The organism is Pseudomonas sp. KCJK8993 (assembly GCF_046230915.1).
Lineage (GTDB): Bacteria > Pseudomonadota > Gammaproteobacteria > Pseudomonadales > Pseudomonadaceae > Aquipseudomonas > Aquipseudomonas piscis.
In genome coordinates, this window is the sequence record NZ_JBJJLO010000129.1 from 1 (window position 1) to 18374 (window position 18374).

An 18374-nucleotide genomic window follows, 5' to 3' on the forward strand; every position below is an offset into this window, starting at 1 on the left:
GCTGACCTGGTTCAGGCAAACACCTGCCCGGGCTGCAGGCGAGCGATCCAATTGCCGCATGTCTGCTGCAGACCGTATCGAAAATGGCTGACAGTCGCCGGCTACCCAGGCGTAATTGCAATTTGGCCCGCCACTGGCCGGTGATAGTCGCAAGACAATAGCGGCCCTCGCATCGATCAGACCGTACTCGGCGAAACTGTCGTCAACACTCAACCCCTAATGACAAGCCACCGGATTCAACGCGATCACGCTATTGGCGACCAGCAGTTGATGGGGCGACGGTTGCGGCAGGGCTTTACGGATCGATCGCAGGCCAGGCAGGCCGGCTGCCCGGGGCAGTCCCATGCCACATCTTCGCTTGGCATCTTCACTCTCCATGAGGTTTCCAGGCGCCTTTGCGCCAGCCTGGCCGGCCAAGAGCATCTTGCAGTCTCTTCAGTGAGTAACGCGGGGAAAACCGAGGAGTCGGAACGACACCCTTGATCACAGGTCAATAGTGCCCCTCCGGCCAGCACCATTGATCAGCCATGGGAGAAATCCTGGCAAAGTCGGCGGCCGGTTTTTGGTATGGTGCAGCTCTTTTTTACGGACCCGATTTCACCCGCACGGACCAGCGTCGACCTCTATTTCACCGAGAAGCTGTAGCAATGCCCGAAGCGATTCCGATCAAGGACCACGAGAAAGAAACCCGCCTGGTCAACCAGCGGCTGCTGGCCTGCGCCGTGCTGGTAGCGGCCATCACCTGTGCGCTGGTGGGGCGCCTGTATTTCCTCCAGGTGGTGGAGTTCGACTACCACTCCACCGTTTCGCAGAACAACCGCGTCCATGTATTGCCCATCACCCCGACCCGTGGGGTGATCTATGACCGCAATGGCGTGGTCCTGGCAGACAACCGCCCCAGCTTCAACCTGACCATCACCCGTGAGCGCGCCACCGATCTCAAGGGCGAGCTGGATACCGTCGCCGAACTCCTGCACCTGCCGCCAGAAGACCGGGCGCTGTTCGACAAGGCCATGAAGCAGGCCCGCCATCCTTTCGTGCCCGTCACCCTGTTCTACCAGCTCACCGAGGAGCAGATCGCCGTATTGGCGGTGAACGAATACCGCTTGCCGGGCATGGATGTCGAAGCCCAGTTCGTCCGGCATTACCCCCTGGGGATGCACTTCGCCCACTCCATCGGTTACGTCGGGCGGATCAACGAGAAGGAGGCCAAGACCCTGGACTCCGTGGAGTACCGGGGTACCCAGTCCATCGGCAAGACCGGTATCGAGAAGTTCTACGAGGCCGAGCTGCATGGCCATGTCGGTTACGAAGAGGTGGAGACCAACGCCCAAGGGCGAATCATGCGCGTGCTCAAGCACACCGATCCGGTGCCCGGGAAGAACATCGTCCTGAGCCTGGACGTGAAGCTCCAGGAGGCCGCCGAGCAGGCCCTGGGCGACCGCCGCGGCTCGGTGGTGGCCCTGGATCCCACCACCGGCGAAGTGCTGGCCATGGTCAGCAACCCCAGCTTCGACCCCAACCTGTTCGTTACCGGCATCAGTTTCAAGGAATATGCCGCCTTGCATGATTCCATCGACCGGCCGCTGTTCAACCGCGCGCTGCGCGGCCTCTATGCGCCGGGCTCGACCATCAAGCCAGAAGTGGCCATCGCCGGCCTGGATACCGGCGTGGTCACCCCCAGCAGCCGCGTCTTCGATCCGGGCTACTACCAACTGCCGGACTACGACCACAAATACCGCAACTGGAACCGCAGCGGCGACGGCTGGGTGGACATGGACGCGGCGATCATGCGCTCCAACGACACCTACTTCTACGACCTGGCCCACAAGCTGGGCATCGACCGCCTGCACGACTACATGGCCATGTTCGGCCTCGGGGAGAAGGTCTCCCTGGACATGTTCGAGGAAGCCCCGGGGCTGATGCCGTCCCAGGCCTGGAAGCGCACCACCCGCCGCCAGGCGTGGTTCCCGGGAGAAACGCTGATCCTCGGCATTGGCCAGGGCTATATGCAGGTCACGCCGCTGCAACTGGCCCAGGCCACGGCACTGATCGCCAACAAGGGGGTGTGGAACCGCCCGCACTTGGCCAAGACCGTCGATGGCGTGGCCCCGGTGGACCCGCACCCGATGCCCAACATCCTGTTGAAGGACCCGCGCGAGTGGGACCAGGTCAACCATGGCATGCAGATGGTCATGCACGATCCTCGCGGCATCGCCCGTGCCGCCGCCGCCGGGGCCCAGTACCGGATCGCCGGCAAGAGTGGTACGGCCCAGGTGGTGGCGATCAAGCAGGGCGAGCGTTATGACCGCCTCAAGACCCGCGAGCGCCATCGCGATAACGCCTTGTTCGTCGGCTTCGCCCCGGCCGAGCATCCGCAGATCGTGATCTCGGTGATGATCGAGAACGGCGAGGCCGGTGGCCGGGTCGCCGGCCCTGTGGTGCGGCAGATCATGGACGCCTGGCTACTGGACCAGAACGGCCACCTCAAGCCGCAATACGCCGCACCGGCCAAGGCCCCTGGCGATCCCCACGTCTGAGTCAGCGCAGCACCAGGCTGTCCGGCACCTGCTCGTGGATACTGAGCATGTGCTGGATGCTCTGGAGAAACAGCGCCTCGGCCTGGCTCATCTTCTGCTCGCGGTTCCACAGCAGCTGGATATCGAAATCCACCACCCCATCCTCAGGCGGCAGGGGCCACAACAGGCCCTGTTCGACGTCCCGGCGCACCAGGTGGATCGGCAGGCAGCCAATGCCGAAACCGGCGCAGATCAACCGATGAATTTCCTCGAAACTGGTGGAAGAGGCGACGATCTTGCCGGTAAAGCCCTGCTGATCGCGAAACAGCGTCAGGGGTGACAGATTGCCTCCCAGCTGGTCGCTGGTGAAGCTGACGAAGTTCTCCGTGGCCAGCTGTTGCAGGCTCAGGTTGGCCTGGCCGAACAGCCGATGGCGTGGGCCGCAGAAGTAGGCGTAGCGCTCCCGGAACAGCACCCGCTGCTCCAGCCTGGGCTGCGCCAGCCGGCACAGGCCCACCCCCAGGGTCGCGGTCTTTTGCAGCAGCGAACTGATGATGTCCGGACTGCCCAGCACCTCCACCTCCAGCTCGATCTTCGGGTGCGCGGCATGGAAGTCAGCGAGGAACTCATCGTAGTGCCGGGCCTTCACCCCACTGACGGTGAGAATCCGGATCTTGCCCACCACGTCGTCCTGGCGGCTTTGTACCACGGTGCCCAGGCGCGAGATATCGCCATAGATATCGGTGGCGATGCGCAGCACCTCCTCGCCGGTCTCGGTGAGTTCGAAGCGCCGTCCGCTACGGACGATCAACAAGCAGTCGAGCTGTTCCTCGAGCCGCTTGAGGGCCTGGCTGACCGCCGACTGGGTGATGTGCAGGCGCGCGGCGGCGCGGCTCATGCTGCCTTCCTGGCCGATCACCAGGTAGGTGCGCAGCAGGTTCCAGTCCAGGCGATCGTTGAGAAAACGCCGTCCGGCCCAGGAGCCGGTCACAGGATCGAGTGTCGACATGGGGCTCCTCTAAAAACGACCTGCCTCGCCTACGTTTTTAGAAGCGCCCATGGGGAGCTCTAGTAGTAGCAAGGCTAATAGTTAGGATAAGAATTCGAAAATTGACTAATCCTGGCACGACGGCGATAAAGCCCACAAGCGCCATAGAGCGCCGCCTGACTCAGCCTTCAGCACCTGCCCATAACTACAAATACACAGGTCCTTGCATGCACAGCACCCCTCAGCCGCGACGCGCCGCGGCAGCGGCCTTCATCGGCACCACCATCGAGTTCTACGACTTCTACATCTACGCCACGGCCGCGGCCCTGGTGCTGGGGCAGGTGTTCTTTCCCAGCAGCGACCCGGTGATCAGCACCCTGGCGGCGTTTGGCAGCTTTGCCGTGGGATTCGTCGCCCGGCCGATGGCGGGCATGGTCTTCGGCCACCTGGGCGACCGCCTCGGGCGCAAGAAGATGCTCCTGGTGACCATGGCGCTGATGGGCCTGGCCACCACCGGCATCGGCCTGCTGCCCAGCTATGCCAGCGTTGGCATCTGGGCGCCCATCGGCCTGATCGTGTTGCGCTTGATCCAGGGCATTTCCGTCGGCGGTGAATGGGGTGGGGCGGTGCTGATGGCCAGCGAACACGCTCCGGCCCGGCGCAAGACCTTCTACGCCTCCTTCGCCCAATTGGGCAGCCCGGCCGGCCTGCTGCTGGCCTTGATCGCCTTTCGCCTGGTCACCAGCCTTGCCCCCGAGGACTTCCTCGCCTGGGGCTGGCGCCTGCCGTTCCTGGCCAGTGGCGTGCTGATGATGGTGGGCCTGATGATCCGTAGCGGGGTGCATGAATCGCCGGAATTCGCCAAGGCCCGGGATAACCAGGAGACAGCGCGCTACCCGGTGCTGGAGGTGGTCCGCGACTGCTGGCGACAAATCCTCCTGGCCGCGGCGGCGGTGACCATCGGTTCGGCCGGTTTCTTCTTCACCAACACCTTCATGATCACCTACGTCACCCAGTACCAGGGCATCCCCCGGGCCACCATCCTCGACTGCCTGTTCCTCGTCACCGTGATCCAGCTGCTGTCGCAACCGCTCTCGGCCCTGCTGGCCGAGCGCATCGGTGAAGGGCGCTTCCTGACCCTGGTGGCCCTGCTGTGCATGGTCACGCCGTACCCGATGTTCCTGCTGGTCGGGACCCAGAACATCCTCTTGATGACCCTCGGCATCGCCCTGGCGGTGGTGATCCTGTCGGCGCTGTACGCGGTGATCGCTGGCTACATGACCCAGGCGTTCCCGGTGCACCTGCGCTACTCAGGCATCTCCATCGCCTACCAGCTCAGTTGCGCCCTGGCCGGCGGCACCACGCCGCTGCTGGGGACGCTGCTGGCCAGCAAGTTTTCCGGGCAATGGCTGCCCCTGGCGCTGTTCTTCAGCCTGCTGTCGGCGTTGTCGCTGATCGGCGTCTGCGGACTGGCGCGCATGCGCGCCAACCCGGTGGTCCAACCCGCTCCCCAAGAGGTGTATCCGTGAGCAAACCTGAACACATGAGTGCCGTCGAATGGCAAGCCCGTTGCGAATTGGCGGCGCTGTATCGCCTGGTGGCGCACTTTCGCATGACCGATCTGATCGACACCCACATCACCCTGCGCATCCCCGGGCCCGAGCACCACTTCCTGATCAACCGCTACGGGGTGATCTTCGACCGCATGCGTGCCAGCGACCTGGTGCGCATCGACCAGGAGGGGCGCATCGTCGACCCCCACTACAGCGGGCACCGGGTCAACGCCGCCGGCTTCGTCATCCACTCGGCGATCCACATGGCCCGTCCCGACCTCAATTGCGTGATCCATACTCACACCGCCGCCGGCATGGCCGTGGCGGCCCAGCAGCAGGGCCTGCTGCCCATCAGCCAGCACGCGCTGAAGTTCTACGGCAAGCTGGCCTACCACACCTATGAAGGCATCGCCCTGTCCCTGGACGAGCGCCAGCGCCTGATCGCCGACCTGGGCCCGCACAAGGCCATGATCCTGCGCAACCACGGCCTGCTGGTGGGCGGTGCCAGCGTGGCCCACGCCTTCCACGAGATCCACTTCCTGGAGCGCGCCTGCCAGGCCCAGGTACAGGCCCTGGCCGGCGGCTCGGTGCTCAACTACCCCTCGCCGCAGGTCTGTGCCCACACCGCCGAGCAGTTCGAGCGCGACGAGGCCGACGACATCATCGAGCTGGCCTGGGCCGCGGCCCTGACCCTGATCGAACACCAGCGCGAGTCCTACCTGTCATGAGCCCTGTGGTGCTGCTGTCCCGTGACCGCCTGTTGCTGCAACAACTGCAGCAGGCCTTTGCCCGCAGTGCGCCGCAGGTGCAGGCACTGCTGGCGGACGACCCCGGGGCTGCCGAGGCACGGTTGGCAGCCTGCTGGTTCCCGCCGCCGGGCAGCCTGCGAGCCTTGCCGGCATTGCAGTTGATCCATTCGGTGGCGGCCGGCATCGATCATCTGGAACACGATCCAGGCTGCCCGCCATTGCCGGTATGCCGGGTGGTGGACCCCGGGCACCGCCAGGGCATGACCGAGTACGTGCGCTGGGCGGTGATCCACTACCACCGGGGCTTCGACCGGGTGCTACGGCAACAGGCCGGGCACTGCTGGGAGCGGCCGCTGCAAGTGCCGGCGCAGGACTTCAAGGTCGGGGTCATGGGCCTGGGTTCCCTGGGCGCCGCCATCGCCCAGGACCTCGCCGGTGCGGGCTACCCGGTGCGTGGCTGGGCCCGCAGCGCCAAGCAGCTGCCCCAGGTGCACTGCTTCGCCGGCGCCGAGGCGCGGGACCGCTTCCTCGACGGCCTGGACCTGCTGGTCAACCTGCTGCCCCTGACGCCCGAGACCCGGGGCATCCTTGGTCATGCCACCTTCGCCCGGCTGGCGCCCGGGGCAGCGCTGGTCAACTGCGGGCGTGGCGGGCATCTACGGGTCGATGACCTGCAACAGGCCCTGGCCAGTGGCCAACTGCGCGGCGCCTTGCTGGATGTCTTCGACCAGGAGCCGCTGCCGGCGGAGCATCGGCTGTGGAGCCTGCCCGGGGTCACCGTCACCCCGCACATGGCCTCGGCCGCCTCCCACGCTTGCATTGCCCGGCAAGTGGCGGAGAACCTGCGCCGCCTGGAGGCGGGCGAACCGCTGCTGAACCTGGCCGACCGCCGCCTGGGCTACTGAGTGTCCAGGCACGCCTGCAAGCGTTCGAGGAACAACGCCTCGGCGCGGCTCAGGCGCTGCTCGCGGTTCCACAGCAGGTGGATGTCGACATCGGCGATGCCCTCGTGGGGCGGTAGCCGCCACAGCAGCCCGCTGTCGACATCGGCCGCCACCACATGCTCCGGCAGGCAACCGATGCCGAACCCGGCGATCACCAGGCGGCGCACTTCTTCCAGGCTGGGGGAGGAGGCGACGATACGTCCGCTGAAGCCCTGCTGGTCGCGGAAGATGGTCAACGGCGAGAGCATGCCGCCGATCTGGTCGCTGGTGAAGCTGACGAAGTTCTCCCGTTGCAGGTCGCCCTCGGCCACATCCGCGCGGCCGAACAGCGGGTGGTGCTTGCCACAGAAGAACGCATAGCGCTGGCGCAGGAACAAGCGTTGCTCCAGGCGCGGCTGCGGCCGGCGGTTGAGGCTCAGGCCCAGGGTCGCGGTCTTCTCCTGCAGGGCGCTGACGATGTCCGAGCTGCGCATCACGTCCACCTCCAGGTCGACCCGTGGGTGCTGGCGATGAAAGTCCGCCAGGAACTGGTCGAAGCGCTCGTTGCAGATGCGGCTGATGATCAACAGCCGGACCTTGCCGATCACCTCGTCGGCAGGCTGCTCCAGCACGCTGCCGACCTGGGACACCTGGCCGTAGATCTCCCCGGCCAGGGCGAAGATCTGCTCACCGACTTCGGTCAGGGCGAAGCGCGGGCCACGGCGGGCGATCAACTGCCGGCCCAGTTGTTCCTCCAGGCGCTTGAGGGCCTGGCTCACCGCGGGCTGGGTCAGGTGCAGGCGCGCCGCCGCACGGCTGATGCTCAGTTCCTGGCCGATCACCCGGAAGGTGCGCAGCAGGTTCCAGTCCAGGCGGTCGTTGAGCAAGCGGCGGGCATCGGGGTCGGACATGGCGAAGGCTCTGGGGCGGGCGAGGGCTTGATAATAAGCCAGGATAATAATCGAGATAACCAATAGAAAATTGACTGATTATCCCCGGCCACGGATAAATCCACTCCACAACGGCGCTCGCAGAAGGCGCCTGCGCTGCACCGTCCTCCTGCCAGAACAACAATCAAGGGAGCCTGATCCATGTCCTCCGCCTCGCCTCAACCGCGCCGGGCCGCCGCCGCCGCGTTCATCGGCACCATGATCGAATGGTACGACTTCTACATCTACGCCACGGCCGCGGCGCTGGTATTCGGTGCCTTGTTCTTCCCCTCCGGCGACCCGCTGTTCAGCACCATGGCGGCCTTCGGCACCTTCGCCGTGGGCTTCTTCGCCCGCCCCCTGGGCGGCATCATCTTCGGCCATATCGGCGATCGCATCGGGCGCAAGAAGTCTCTGGTCATCACCTTGCTGATGATGGGCGTGGTCACGGTGTGCATCGGCCTGCTGCCGACCTACGCGCAGATCGGTGCCACGGCGCCGGTGCTGCTGATCCTGTTGCGCATCGTCCAGGGCATCGCCGTGGGGGGCGAGTGGGGCGGGGCGGTATTGATGGCCGGCGAGCATGCGCCCAAGGGCCGGCGCAATTTCTTCGCTTCCTTTGCCCAGTTGGGCAGCCCGGCCGGGTTGATCCTCTCGCTGCTGGCGTTCAGCGCCGTGACCCGCTTGCCCGAGGAGGCCCTGATGAGCTGGGGCTGGCGCCTGCCGTTCCTGGCCAGTGCGCTGTTGCTGGTGGTGGGCCTGGCGATTCGCCTGGGGGTCGAGGAGTCGCCGGAATTCCTCGCCAGCCGCGAGCGCGCCGCCAAGGCTGCCCGCCATGAGCAGGCGCCGGTACTGGAAGTGCTGCACAGCGCCTGGCGGCCGTTGTTGCTGTGCATCGGCGCCAACACCCTGGGGATCGCCGGCGTGTACTTCACCAACACCTTCATGATCGCCTACAGCACCCAGCAGCTGCAGATTCCCCGGTCGCTGATTCTCGAGTGCCTGTTCGTGGTGGCGATCATCCAGTTCTGCATCCAGCCCCTGGCCGCCTGGGTTGCCGAGAAGATCGGCGCCACGCGCTTCCTGTGCCTGGTGGCGCTGCTGGCCATGGCCTCGCCGTACCCGATGTTCGTGCTGGTGAGTTCGGCCCAGGCGCCGCTGATGATCCTCGGCATCGCCCTGGCGGTGGTGTGCATGGCGTCTTTCTATGCAGTGGTCGCCGGCTACGTCAGCGGCCTGTTCGAGACCCGGGTGCGCTACACCGCGATCTCCCTGGCCTACCAGGTCTGCGGCGCTGTGGCCGGCGGCCTGACGCCCTTGATCGGCACCTGGTTGGCCCATCGTTTTCTCGGCCAATGGTGGCCGATGGCACTGTTCTACAGCCTGATCGCCGCCGTATCGCTGCTGTGCGTGCTAGCCCTGGCGCGCCGGCACGCCGCTGCCCATCGCCTGGAAATGGCATCCCACGCCTGACTGTCTGGAGAACCTGAAGATGTTGAAGATCAATGGCGAGCGCCTGTGGGCGAGCCTGATGGCCATGGCCGAGATCGGCGCCACCGCCCGTGGCGGCAGCTGCCGCCTGGCCTTGAGCGAGGAAGACAAGGCCGGTCGCGAACTGTTCGCCCACTGGTGCCGCGAAGCCGGGCTGAGCCTGAGCATCGATCCCATCGGCAACCTGTTCGCCAGGCGCCCCGGGACCGACCCGCAGGCTGCGCCGGTGATGATCGGCAGCCACCTGGACACCCAGCCCGAAGGCGGCCGTTTCGACGGGGTCTACGGGGTGCTGGCGGGGCTTGAAGTGCTGCGCAGCCTGAACGACCAGGGCATTGCTACCTGCAAGCCGCTGGAGCTGGCGGTCTGGACCAACGAAGAGGGAGCGCGCTTCACCCCGGCGATGTTCGGCTCGGCGGTGTTCACCGGGGCCATGGCCCTGGAAGAAGCGCTGGCAGTGCGCGACGCCGAGGGCATCAGTGTCGCCCAGGCTTTGCAGAGCACCGGTTATGCCGGCCAGCGGCCCTTGGGCGGGGCGGTGGATGCCTACTTCGAAGCGCATATCGAGCAGGGGCCGATCCTCGAGGACAACGCCAAGAGCATCGGCGTGGTCAGCGGTGGCCAGGCCATCCGCTGGCTCGACATCCAGGTCGAAGGCATGGCCGCCCACGCCGGAACCACGCCGATGCCATTGCGCAAGGACGCTCTGTATGGCGCAGCGCAGATGATCCTGGCGGTGGAGCGACTGGCCGCCGATTTCGCTCCCGAGGGCCTGACCACCGTGGGTGAGTTGAGCATCGCCAAGTCCTCGCGCAATACCATTCCCGGCCTGCTGCAATTCACCGTCGACCTGCGCCATCACCAGGACCAGCAGATCGCCGCCATGGAGCAACAGGTCCAGCAGCGCCTGGAGGAGATCGCCCGGCAACGGGGGCTCAAGGTGCGCATCAGCCGCCACTGGGTGAGCCCGGCCACGCCGTTCGACGCCGACTGCGTGGCCGCGGTGCAGGAGGCGGTGGACGGCCTGGGCTACCCTCAGCAGTCCATCGTCAGCGGCGCCGGCCATGATGCGATCCTGCTGGCGCGCTACTGCCCGACCGCCATGGTGTTCATTCCCTGTGTCGGCGGCCTGAGCCACAACGAAGCCGAAGATGTCTTGCCCGAGGACGTGCGCCAGGGCGCCGATGTCCTGCTTAACGCCGTGCTGGCCCGTGCCGGCCGGGTCGCCTGAGGAGCCTTGCATGCGCAGTTTTTTCCACCCCGAACAATTGCTTCACCATCCCCGGAGTTATTTCTCCCGGGGCCAGATGCGCACGCCCCAGGAGGTGCCCGAGCGGGCCCGGCGCCTGGTGCAGGCGGTACACACCCTGGGTTTCGCCCTGGAGCAACCGGCGGATGCCGGCCTGCAACCCTTGCTAGCGGTGCATGGTGCGGCCTACCTGGAGTTCCTCGAACAGGCCCATCGGCGCTGGAAGGATATCCCCGAGGACTGGGGCGAGGAGGTCATGTCCAACATCTTCGTGCGCGAGCCCAACGCCCTGCGTGGCGTCCTGGCCCAGGCCGCGCGCTACCTGGCCGACGGCAGTTGCCCGGTGGGCGAGTGGACCTGGCGCTCGGCCTACTGGTCGGCCCAGAGCGCCATCGCCGGGGCCCGGGCGCTGCTCGATGGTGAACCGGCAGCCTATGCCCTGTGCCGCCCGCCGGGGCACCATGCGCGGGCCGAAGCCGCCGGTGGTTTCTGCTACCTGAACAACGCGGCCATCGCCGCCCAGGTGCTGCGCGAGCGATACAGCCGTGTCGCGGTGCTCGACACCGACATGCACCACGGCCAGGGCATCCAGGAAATCTTCTACGAGCGCAGTGACGTGTTGTATGTCTCGGTGCACGGCGACCCCACCAACTTCTACCCGGGCGTCGCCGGCTTTGCCGAGGAACGTGGCAGCGGTGCGGGCCAGGGCTACAACCTCAACCTGCCCATGGCCCACGGTGCCAGCGAAGAGGATTTCCTCGCGCGGCTGGAGCAGGCCCTGGCCGCGGTACGGGCGTTCGATGCCCAGGTGCTGGTGCTGTCCCTGGGCTTCGACATCTTCGAGCTGGACCCGCAAAGCAAGGTGGCGGTGACCCGTACCGGCTTCGCCAGCCTGGGCCAGCGCATCCGCGGCCTGGGGCTGCCCTGCCTGATCGTCCAGGAGGGCGGTTATCACTTGGAGAGCCTGGAGGACAACGCCCGGGCCTTCTTCGCTGACGCCGCGGCCTGGACCCGCTGACCGGATCAGGCGCTGGCTGTGTGTTTGCCAGGGGAGCGGATGGACGGCGTCCGCTCCCCGGCAAGATCCCTTACGGCCCCCTGAGTGTCAGCTGGCGCTGCTGGAGTACACCCGCTGGCCGCCTTTCCAGGTCTCGTGAACCTTGATGTCGCGGAGGCTGGTGGCCGGGACGTTTTCGTCCAGCGGGTCCTGCTCGAGGATCACGAAATCGGCGAAGTTGCCCTCGGCCAGGGAGCCGGTCCAGGCTTCGGCATTGCACTGCCAGGCGGCATCGTAGGTGATGGCCTTCAGCGCTTGTTTACGCGTCAGGCACTCTTCGGGGTTGAGCACCGGCATTTGTTGCGGATCCTGCACATAGGCTGTTTGCCCAGGCAGGCGCAGGCCTTCCATCTTGCGTGTCACCGCCTGCTCCATCGAGCGCAGCGGGCCCAGCGGCGTGACCGTGCAATCGCTGTGGAGGGAGATCCGCAGGCCCTTGCCCAGGGCCATCTGGCACAGGTCGAGCATGGTGTCGGCGCGATTCTCGAAGATCGCCTGCTGGAAGGCGTAGCCCCAGTAGCCGACATGCCCCACCAGGAAACTGGGTGACAGCCCCAGCTTGACCATGGCCTTGAGGCGATCTTCGCTGAGCAGCGAGCAGTGTTCGATGCGGTGGCGCTTGTCCAGGCCCAGACCCTGCTCGAAGGCTTTCTCGTAGGCCTGCAGGGTGAAGTCGATGGCCCGGTCGCCATTGGCGTGGATCATCAGCGGCCAGCCCTTGGCGGCGACGGCCTGGACCAGGTCCTGGTAGGCGACGGGGAGGTCTTGCGGATCCTTGTTGCCCTCATCGCAGAAGTTGAAGTTGCCCTTGGGGCGGGCACCGGCATTGCAGCAGTAGTCGGCGGTCTGGTAACCGGTCAACCCCTGGTTGGAACCGTCCGAGACCAGTTTCACCGAGCCCTGGTACATGCGCTTGGCCTGTTCGCGGCTAGTCGCCTGGTAGGCCGGCAGCTGGCTGATGCTCTTGGCCGTGCCGTTGCAGGCAGCGGCGTAGCCGATGCGCAGGGTCCGCGGATGGTTGAGGAAATAGGCATCCAGCAGCAGCTTGGAGATGGGGTCCATCATGGCGTCGTACAACAGGGTGATACCGCGCCGCGCGGCAGTGGCGAAGTAGTGGTCCAGGCGCTTGAAGATGTTGAGCATCTCCAGTTGCTGCTTGAGAGGAATGACCAGGATCGCCTTGAGCACATCCTGTTCCTGCACCGTGCCATTAGTGACCTTGATACCGGCCTGGGTGACCCGTTCGCTGGCGGCGCTGTTCAGGTAGGCGGTGTGCATCGAGGCGCTGACCAGCAACATCGGGTGCAGCTTGTCGATGCTGTCCAGGTTGCCGACTTCTTCGTCGAAGCCGCAGCCCAGGGTGATGAGCTGGTTCTGGCCCCCGGGCACCACCTTGAACGGCATCAGCGCCGGATCGACCATGTGCCCGAGGATCCAGGTCGAATTGTCCTTGGGCAACTGGGCCTGGATGGTGCTCTTCAGCCAGTTCCAGTCATAGACGGGGCGCAGTCGCTGGTTCTGCCGCTCGTCGTGGTTGAAGGTTTGGCTGTCGGGGTCGGTATCCACGTCATTGACGATGGCGCCCAGGTTCAGCCAGCCATCCATGGCACAGCTCTGCACGATATGGGCGTGGGGTTCCACCAGGCCGGGGAGCAAGGTCCTGCCGCCCAGGTCCTGGATGGTGTAGGCGAGCTTCAAGTCCTGCATGCGCGCCTTGACCTCGGCCAGGGTGCCGACGGCCACCACGTCGCCGGCATGGATGCCCAGGGCCTCGACCCGGTCGTCCATGTTGCCCTCGCGCAGCGGATAGAGGGTGCCATTGGTGAAGACGATGGATGCGCCGTCCGGCTCTGGCCGCGGGCCATGGGCTTCGCGGGGCAGCCCGGCCATGTAGCGGGCCGGGTCGAGGCTGTGCTTCAGCGCTTCCCAGACCGGGTTGTGGCATCCGCACTGGATGTAGTCGTGATCATTTCCATTTGATCCCATGATGCGTTCCTCAAGGTTCTTGGTGGTTTGAGGGGGGAAAGGTCGATGAGCCAGGAGCACAGGCAGGTACGATCCGGCTCGCGCTGAGCCTAGCAGTCGTTCGCCGGGCGAGCTGGCCCATTGCCACGAGCGGCCCGGTCCCCCGCCGGCCCGTGGCGGGGTTGGTTGGGGGCGAGGTTTGGCAAACGCAGGCAGCCCTCGAGGATTCCCAGGCGCGCGGCTAGATGTGCAGCCAGGCCAGCGAACCCAGCAGCACGCTGGCGCCTGCGGTGCCATAGGCCAGGCGCGCCAGCCATTGCTTGCGGGTCAGCAGGGTGATGGCCGCCATCGAGATGGCGATCTGGATCGCCATCATTGCCTGGGCCCAGCGATGGTGCTGGTGCAAGGCGGCTTCGGATTGCTCATCCCAATCCTGGGCCTGGGCTTCCAGGGCTTCGGCCTTGAGGCGCACGGCTTCCTTTTCCTTCTGGTAGCGCTGGGCCTCGATGCTGTAGTGCTTGGCGTCGACCCCGGGGATGTGGGCTGCCAGCTCCGCCAGGTTCTGCCGGCTGGACTTGGCCTGGTAGTAGTTCCACTGGTTGGCCGCCTCGGTCTTTTTCATCGCCGCATTGTTCTTGTCCATAGCCGCCAGGCTCTCGCTGGAGCCGGCCTGGTAGCTCAGCAAGGCACCGAGGGTGGCCATGATCGCCGTGGTGACGGCGATCTTGCTGGCGAAGCTGTCATTGCGGGCATGGGCCTGTTCGCTCACGTGTTCCACATGCTGTTCGTGGGGGCTGGGCACTTCGAAATCTTCGGTCATGGCGATCGATCGAAAGGAGGGAAAGGAGGAGTGGCAAAGTGTATCCACGGCCTCGTGGGGTGGCTGGACTGGCGCACGTTCGTTCAGCTGGGCGACAGCCTTGAGGCAGGCCTGGGATGCCAGTTCGATAGCACAGCGCCGGACGAGCGGCAGAAAATGACCATTTTGCGATGGTTAAAAGGAAATTCTCGTTAGACGGTCGTCAGGGGCCTTTTTAAAGTGAGGTGCATCGAACCATCGAGTACCCCCTCATGCCTATTCATCGTGGGCCCGTGCTGGCCCTGTGCGCCCTGCTGGGCGCCTGTAGCGTCGGCCCGCAACGGCCGCCGAGCACCACCCTGGAGCTGCCCGACACGCCAGCCGCGACCCCGGAACCCGGCGATCAGTGGTGGCGCTTGTACCGGGACCCGGCGCTGAATGCCGCCGTGCAGGAAGCCCTGGGGCAGAACCGCGAGCTGCGGGTGGTGGCGGCCAACCTGCTGCAAGCCAAGGCCCTGCTGCGTGAAGCCGATACCCTGGACCAGCCGCAGACCCAGTTGTCGGCCAACGCCGGTTATGGCAGCACGGCGGACGACCAGCTGGAAGCGGCCCTGGGCGACAACCGACGTATCCGCACGGGTACTCGCTACGGCATCGGCCTGGACGTGCAGTGGGAGATGGACCTGTTCGGGCGCTTGCATGGCCTGGAGCAAGCGGCCCGGGCCGATGCCGACGCCGCCAGGGCCGCCGAGGATGGCCTGCGGGTGGTAGTGGCCGCCGAAACCACCCGCGCCTGGTTGCAAGCCTGCAGCTATGGCCAGCGCCTGGATGTGGCGCGCCAGTCCCTGGCACTGGTGGAGCAAGGGCGCGACCTGACCGCCGAGCTGCATCGTTCCGGCGCCGCGCTGCCCCTGGACGTGGCCCGGGCCGAGGGCCTGGTGGGCCAGGTGCGTGCCGCCTTGCCGCCGCTGGAGGCCGGGCGCCAGCGGGCCCTGGCCGAGCTGGCGGTATTGCTGGGACGCCTCCCGGGCGATGTGCCAGCCCAGGCGCAAGCCTGTCGCCAGGCGCCGGCGCTGATTGCCAGCCTGCCCGGTGGCGATGCCCTGGCCATGCTGCGCCGGCGTCCCGATGTGCGCCAGGCCGAGCGCCGGCTGGCGGCGGCCACGGCGCGTATCGGCGTGGCCCGGGCCGAACTCTACCCGCGGATCAGCCTCGGCGCGGGGATAGCCAGTTCGGCCCATCATCCCAGTGGTTTCGACGAACGCGACGCCTCGGTCTGGCGCCTGGGCCCGTTGCTGTCCTGGAGCTTTCCCAACTTCAGCGCGGTGCGTGCCCGCATTGCCCAGGCCGATGCCCGGGAAAGCGCGGCACTGGCCGAGTTCGACCGCAGCATCCTGGTTGCTCTCAAGGAGCAGCGCCAGGCCCTGAGCGACTACCAGGCTGCCGGGCAGCGCCAGCAGGACCTGCAGTTGGCGGCCGAACGCAACCACGAGGCCCTGCGCCTGGCCGGCCTGGCCCGGGCGGCCGGGGCGTCCAGCGCCCTGGACTACCTCGATGCCCAGCGCTCCGACGTGGCCTCCCGGGCTGCCGCGGCGCGGGCCGATGCCCGACTGATCGACAGCCAGGTCCTGCTGTTCAAGGCCTTCGGTGGCGGCTGGCGCGAGGCCCCGCCGGTGATCCTGCCCACCGTGGACCGTGACAGCCACGCATCGTCCTTTCGCTCTTCCTCCTCTCAAGCCACTGGCGAGTCCCTGCAATGACCGATACCGCTTCTACTTCCGCTTCCCCTGTCCATGGCCTGACCCGACGCCGCCTGGCGTTATATGCGGGGCTGGTCCTGGGCCTGCTGCTGATCCTGGCCTGGAGCCTGTACTGGTGGTTCAACGGTCGTTTCCTGGTGGTGACCGACGATGCCTACCTGCGGGCCGATATCGTCACCATTGCGCCCAGGGTGGCCGGCTACCTGGCCAGCGTCGAGGTACGTGACAACCAACTGCTCAAGGCCGGCGACCTGCTGGCCCGGATCGATGACAGCGATTATTCGGCACGGGTCGAGCAGGCCGAGGCGGTGCTGCGCGAAGCCCACGCCGAACTGCGCACCGGACAAGCCCGGGTGGCCAACCTGCAGGCGCGCCAGCAACAACAGCAAAGCTTGATCGACGAGGCCCGGGCCCGGGTCGGCGCCGCCGAGGCCGAGGCCTTGCGTGCCGGCCAGGAAGGGCGCCGGCAACGGCACCTGGCCAGCCAGCAGGTCAGCAGCGTGCAGCAACTGGAGAGCGCCGATGCCCTGGCGCGCCAGGCCGATGCCGCGCTGGTCGCCGCCCGCGCCAACCTGGCCGCGCGGCGCCAGCAAGTGGCGGTGCTCGATACCGAGCAGCAAAGTGCCCGGGCCCAGCTGGACAAGCTCCAGGCCGGCGTTGCCCGCAGCGACGCCCAGCTGCGCCTGGCGCGTATCGACCTGGCGCGCACCGAGCTGCGCAGCCCGGTGGCCGGGGTCGCCGGGCAACGCAGCTTGCGCGCGGGGCAGTATGTGGAAGTCGGCGCGCCGCTGCTCGCGGTGGTGCCCCGGGAGGCCTACGTGGTGGCCAACTACAAGGAAACCCAGGTCGACGGCATGCGTCCCGGTCAGGCGGCACGGGTCGAGGTCGATGCCCTGGGGGGCCAGGTGCTCACCGGTCGGGTGGACAGCTTCGCCCCGGCCTCCGGTGCGCAATTCGCCTTGCTGCCGCCGGACAATGCCACCGGCAACTTCACCAAGATCGTGCAGCGCATGCCGGTGCGCATCCACCTGGATCCCGGGCAGCCGCGCCAGGCCGAGCTGCGCCCGGGCATGTCGGTGGTGGTGACCGTGGATACCCGCCATGACTAGTGCCCAACGCCTGGCCGAGCCAGCGGCCGAGACGGCGCCGACGATCAGCCTGCGCACCTGGGTCGCGGTGCTGGGCAGCGTGGTCGGCTGCTTCATGGCCGGGATGAACGTGCACGTGACCAACGCCTCGCTGCCGGACGTGCGCGGCTCCCTGGGCGCCACCTTCGAGGAGGGCTCGTGGATCACCACGGCCTACCTGGTGGCCGAGATCATCATCATCCCCATGACCGGCTGGCTGGTCTCGGTGTTTTCCATGCGCCGGGTGCTGATGGTCGGCACCGCCGGCTTCGTGCTGTTCTCCATCGCCTGTTCCCTGGCGCCCAACATCCACGCCCTGATCCTGGCGCGGGTGCTGCAAGGAGCCTTTGGCGGCGTGCTGATTCCGTTGTCGTTCCAGCTGATCGTCACCGAGCTGCCGGCGGCCCGCCATCCCCTGGGCATGGCCCTGTTCGCGGTGGCCAACAACGTCGCCCAGGCGGCGGGCCCGTCCCTGGGCGGTTGGCTCACCGATGTCTATTCCTGGCGCTGGATCTTCTACCTGCAGGTGCCGCCGGGGTTGTTGCTGCTGGCGGCCATTGGCTGGTCGGTGCGCCCGCAGCCCATGGTCCTGGAGAAGTTGCGCCAGGGCGACTGGGGCGGTATCGCCAGCATGGCGGTGGGCCTGGCGGCCTTGCAGATCATGCTGGAGGAGGGGGGACGCCATGACTGGCTGGCCTCGTCGTTCATCGTCAACTGCGCGCTGCTGGCCTGCGTCGGCCTGCTGGCCTTCACGGTCATCGAACTGCGTCGCCCGCAACCACTGATCAACCTGCGGCTGTTGGGCCGCTATAACTTCGGCATCGCCAGCCTGATGCAATTCACCTTCGGCGCGGTGGTGTTCGGCGTGGTGTTCCTGGTGCCCAACTATTTCGCCGAGATCCACGGCTACAACGCCCGGCAGATCGGCCTGATGATGATTCCCTACGGCCTGGTGCAGTTCGCCATGTCCTTCGCCACGCCGCACCTGATGCGCTGGACCAGCGCGCGGACCATCATCGTCGCCGGCTTCGCCATCACCGGCATCGGTTGCCTGATGAACATGCACCTGAACCCCGATGCCTCGGTCAACGTCATCGTGCCGTCGCTGGTGATCCGTGGCATCGGCCAGTCGCTGGTGGTGGTGGCGCTGGGGGTGATGGCCATCCAGGGGCTGGCAAAGGACCAGGTGGGCTCGGCCTCGGGGTTGTTTTCCATGGTTCGCAACGTCGGTGGCGACATCCGCATCGCCCCTTCCCGCCCCGGTG

General features: G+C 66.6%; 14 protein-coding genes. 10 read left to right on the top strand and 4 right to left on the bottom strand.

Translation table 11 applies throughout. The features are described from left to right. Positions 1-647: 647 nt before the first annotated feature. Positions 648-2540 (top strand): penicillin-binding protein 2, encoded by a 1893-nt coding sequence (gene mrdA / locus ACK6AU_RS27695; protein ID WP_409302694.1) that lies wholly within the window; start codon positions 648-650, stop codon positions 2538-2540. A 1-nt stretch (position 2541) separates the two neighbouring features. On the opposite strand, the gene ACK6AU_RS27700 is transcribed toward mrdA, so the two are convergent. Next, positions 2542-3528: a LysR family transcriptional regulator gene (locus ACK6AU_RS27700; RefSeq protein WP_409302696.1), complete on the bottom strand. Its 987-nt coding sequence runs from the start codon at positions 3526-3528 to the stop codon at positions 2542-2544. Positions 3529-3734: 206 nt separating this feature from the next. Between ACK6AU_RS27700 and ACK6AU_RS27705 the strand changes: the two genes are divergently transcribed. From ACK6AU_RS27705 to ACK6AU_RS27715, 3 genes are read left to right on the top strand one after another with little or no spacing between them, the layout of a single operon-like run. Next, the gene (locus ACK6AU_RS27705) at positions 3735-5036 is read left to right on the top strand and encodes an MFS transporter (protein WP_409302698.1); all 1302 of its coding nucleotides are present in this window, start codon (positions 3735-3737) and stop codon (positions 5034-5036) included. Beyond that, the gene (locus ACK6AU_RS27710; RefSeq protein WP_185702184.1) at positions 5033-5788 is read left to right on the top strand and encodes a class II aldolase/adducin family protein; all 756 of its coding nucleotides are present in this window, start codon (positions 5033-5035) and stop codon (positions 5786-5788) included. Before ACK6AU_RS27705 ends, ACK6AU_RS27710 begins: the two co-directional genes overlap by 4 nt. Beyond that, on the top strand, positions 5785-6714 hold the full coding sequence (locus ACK6AU_RS27715) for a 2-hydroxyacid dehydrogenase (RefSeq protein ID WP_409302700.1): 930 nt from the start codon (positions 5785-5787) through the stop codon (positions 6712-6714). The genes ACK6AU_RS27710 and ACK6AU_RS27715 overlap by 4 nt, the downstream gene beginning before the upstream one ends. On the opposite strand, the gene ACK6AU_RS27720 is transcribed toward ACK6AU_RS27715, so the two are convergent. Next, the gene (locus ACK6AU_RS27720; protein ID WP_409302702.1) at positions 6708-7643 is read right to left on the bottom strand and encodes a LysR family transcriptional regulator; all 936 of its coding nucleotides are present in this window, start codon (positions 7641-7643) and stop codon (positions 6708-6710) included. The genes ACK6AU_RS27715 and ACK6AU_RS27720 overlap by 7 nt on opposite strands. Positions 7644-7823: 180 nt before the next feature. Here ACK6AU_RS27720 and ACK6AU_RS27725 point away from each other — a divergent pair, with 180 nt between their 5' ends. Genes ACK6AU_RS27725 through ACK6AU_RS27735 form a run of 3 tightly spaced genes read left to right on the top strand, consistent with a single transcriptional unit; the run spans position 7824 to position 11419 of the window. Beyond that, complete coding sequence (locus tag ACK6AU_RS27725) at positions 7824-9134, top strand: MFS transporter (protein ID WP_409302704.1); 1311 nt, start codon at positions 7824-7826, stop codon at positions 9132-9134. 19 nt (positions 9135-9153) lie between these two features. Further along, the gene (locus tag ACK6AU_RS27730; protein WP_185702188.1) at positions 9154-10383 is read left to right on the top strand and encodes a Zn-dependent hydrolase; all 1230 of its coding nucleotides are present in this window, start codon (positions 9154-9156) and stop codon (positions 10381-10383) included. Positions 10384-10393: 10 nt separating this feature from the next. Next, complete coding sequence (locus ACK6AU_RS27735) at positions 10394-11419, top strand: histone deacetylase family protein (RefSeq protein ID WP_185702189.1); 1026 nt, start codon at positions 10394-10396, stop codon at positions 11417-11419. A gap of 87 nt (positions 11420-11506) precedes the next feature. Here ACK6AU_RS27735 and ACK6AU_RS27740 read toward each other — a convergent pair whose 3' ends face one another. Together ACK6AU_RS27740 and ACK6AU_RS27745 are read right to left on the bottom strand one after the other, a co-directional pair. Then, positions 11507-13444 carry an amidohydrolase gene (locus tag ACK6AU_RS27740; RefSeq protein WP_409302707.1) on the bottom strand — a complete coding sequence of 646 codons (1938 nt, stop codon included), beginning with the start codon at positions 13442-13444 and terminating at the stop codon, positions 11507-11509. A gap of 220 nt (positions 13445-13664) precedes the next feature. Continuing rightward, positions 13665-14243 carry a DUF4337 domain-containing protein gene (locus ACK6AU_RS27745; protein WP_185702191.1) on the bottom strand — a complete coding sequence of 193 codons (579 nt, stop codon included), beginning with the start codon at positions 14241-14243 and terminating at the stop codon, positions 13665-13667. Between the two features lie 251 nt (positions 14244-14494). Between ACK6AU_RS27745 and ACK6AU_RS27750 the strand changes: the two genes are divergently transcribed. The 3 genes from ACK6AU_RS27750 to ACK6AU_RS27760 all read left to right on the top strand — a co-directional run. Continuing rightward, positions 14495-15982, top strand: a complete 1488-nt coding sequence (locus ACK6AU_RS27750; RefSeq protein ID WP_409302709.1) for an efflux transporter outer membrane subunit — start codon at positions 14495-14497, stop codon at positions 15980-15982. Beyond that, positions 15979-17091, top strand: coding sequence for an HlyD family secretion protein (locus ACK6AU_RS27755; protein ID WP_185702070.1), 1113 nt, complete (start codon positions 15979-15981; stop codon positions 17089-17091). Before ACK6AU_RS27750 ends, ACK6AU_RS27755 begins: the two co-directional genes overlap by 4 nt. Next, positions 17084-18374 (top strand): DHA2 family efflux MFS transporter permease subunit (locus ACK6AU_RS27760; protein ID WP_409302711.1); only part of this gene is annotated, 1291 nt, incomplete at its 3' end. The genes ACK6AU_RS27755 and ACK6AU_RS27760, both read left to right, overlap by 8 nt.

Bases quoted from the DNA above. Each gene is read 5' to 3' on its own strand.
- ACK6AU_RS27725 (WP_409302704.1), top strand. From the start codon at position 7,824: ATGTCCTCCGCCTCGCCTCAACCGCGCCGGGCCGCCGCCGCCGCGTTC.
- ACK6AU_RS27700 (WP_409302696.1), bottom strand. From the start codon at position 3,528: ATGTCGACACTCGATCCTGTGACCGGCTCCTGGGCCGGACGGCGTTTT.
- ACK6AU_RS27715 (WP_409302700.1), top strand. From the start codon at position 5,785: ATGAGCCCTGTGGTGCTGCTGTCCCGTGACCGCCTGTTGCTGCAACAA.
- ACK6AU_RS27720 (WP_409302702.1), bottom strand. From the start codon at position 7,643: ATGTCCGACCCCGATGCCCGCCGCTTGCTCAACGACCGCCTGGACTGG.
- ACK6AU_RS27735 (WP_185702189.1), top strand. From the start codon at position 10,394: ATGCGCAGTTTTTTCCACCCCGAACAATTGCTTCACCATCCCCGGAGT.
- ACK6AU_RS27750 (WP_409302709.1), top strand. From the start codon at position 14,495: ATGCCTATTCATCGTGGGCCCGTGCTGGCCCTGTGCGCCCTGCTGGGC.
- ACK6AU_RS27745 (WP_185702191.1), bottom strand. From the start codon at position 14,243: ATGACCGAAGATTTCGAAGTGCCCAGCCCCCACGAACAGCATGTGGAA.
- ACK6AU_RS27755 (WP_185702070.1), top strand. From the start codon at position 15,979: ATGACCGATACCGCTTCTACTTCCGCTTCCCCTGTCCATGGCCTGACC.
- ACK6AU_RS27705 (WP_409302698.1), top strand. From the start codon at position 3,735: ATGCACAGCACCCCTCAGCCGCGACGCGCCGCGGCAGCGGCCTTCATC.
- ACK6AU_RS27740 (WP_409302707.1), bottom strand. From the start codon at position 13,444: ATGGGATCAAATGGAAATGATCACGACTACATCCAGTGCGGATGCCAC.
- mrdA (WP_409302694.1), top strand. From the start codon at position 648: ATGCCCGAAGCGATTCCGATCAAGGACCACGAGAAAGAAACCCGCCTG.
- ACK6AU_RS27730 (WP_185702188.1), top strand. From the start codon at position 9,154: ATGTTGAAGATCAATGGCGAGCGCCTGTGGGCGAGCCTGATGGCCATG.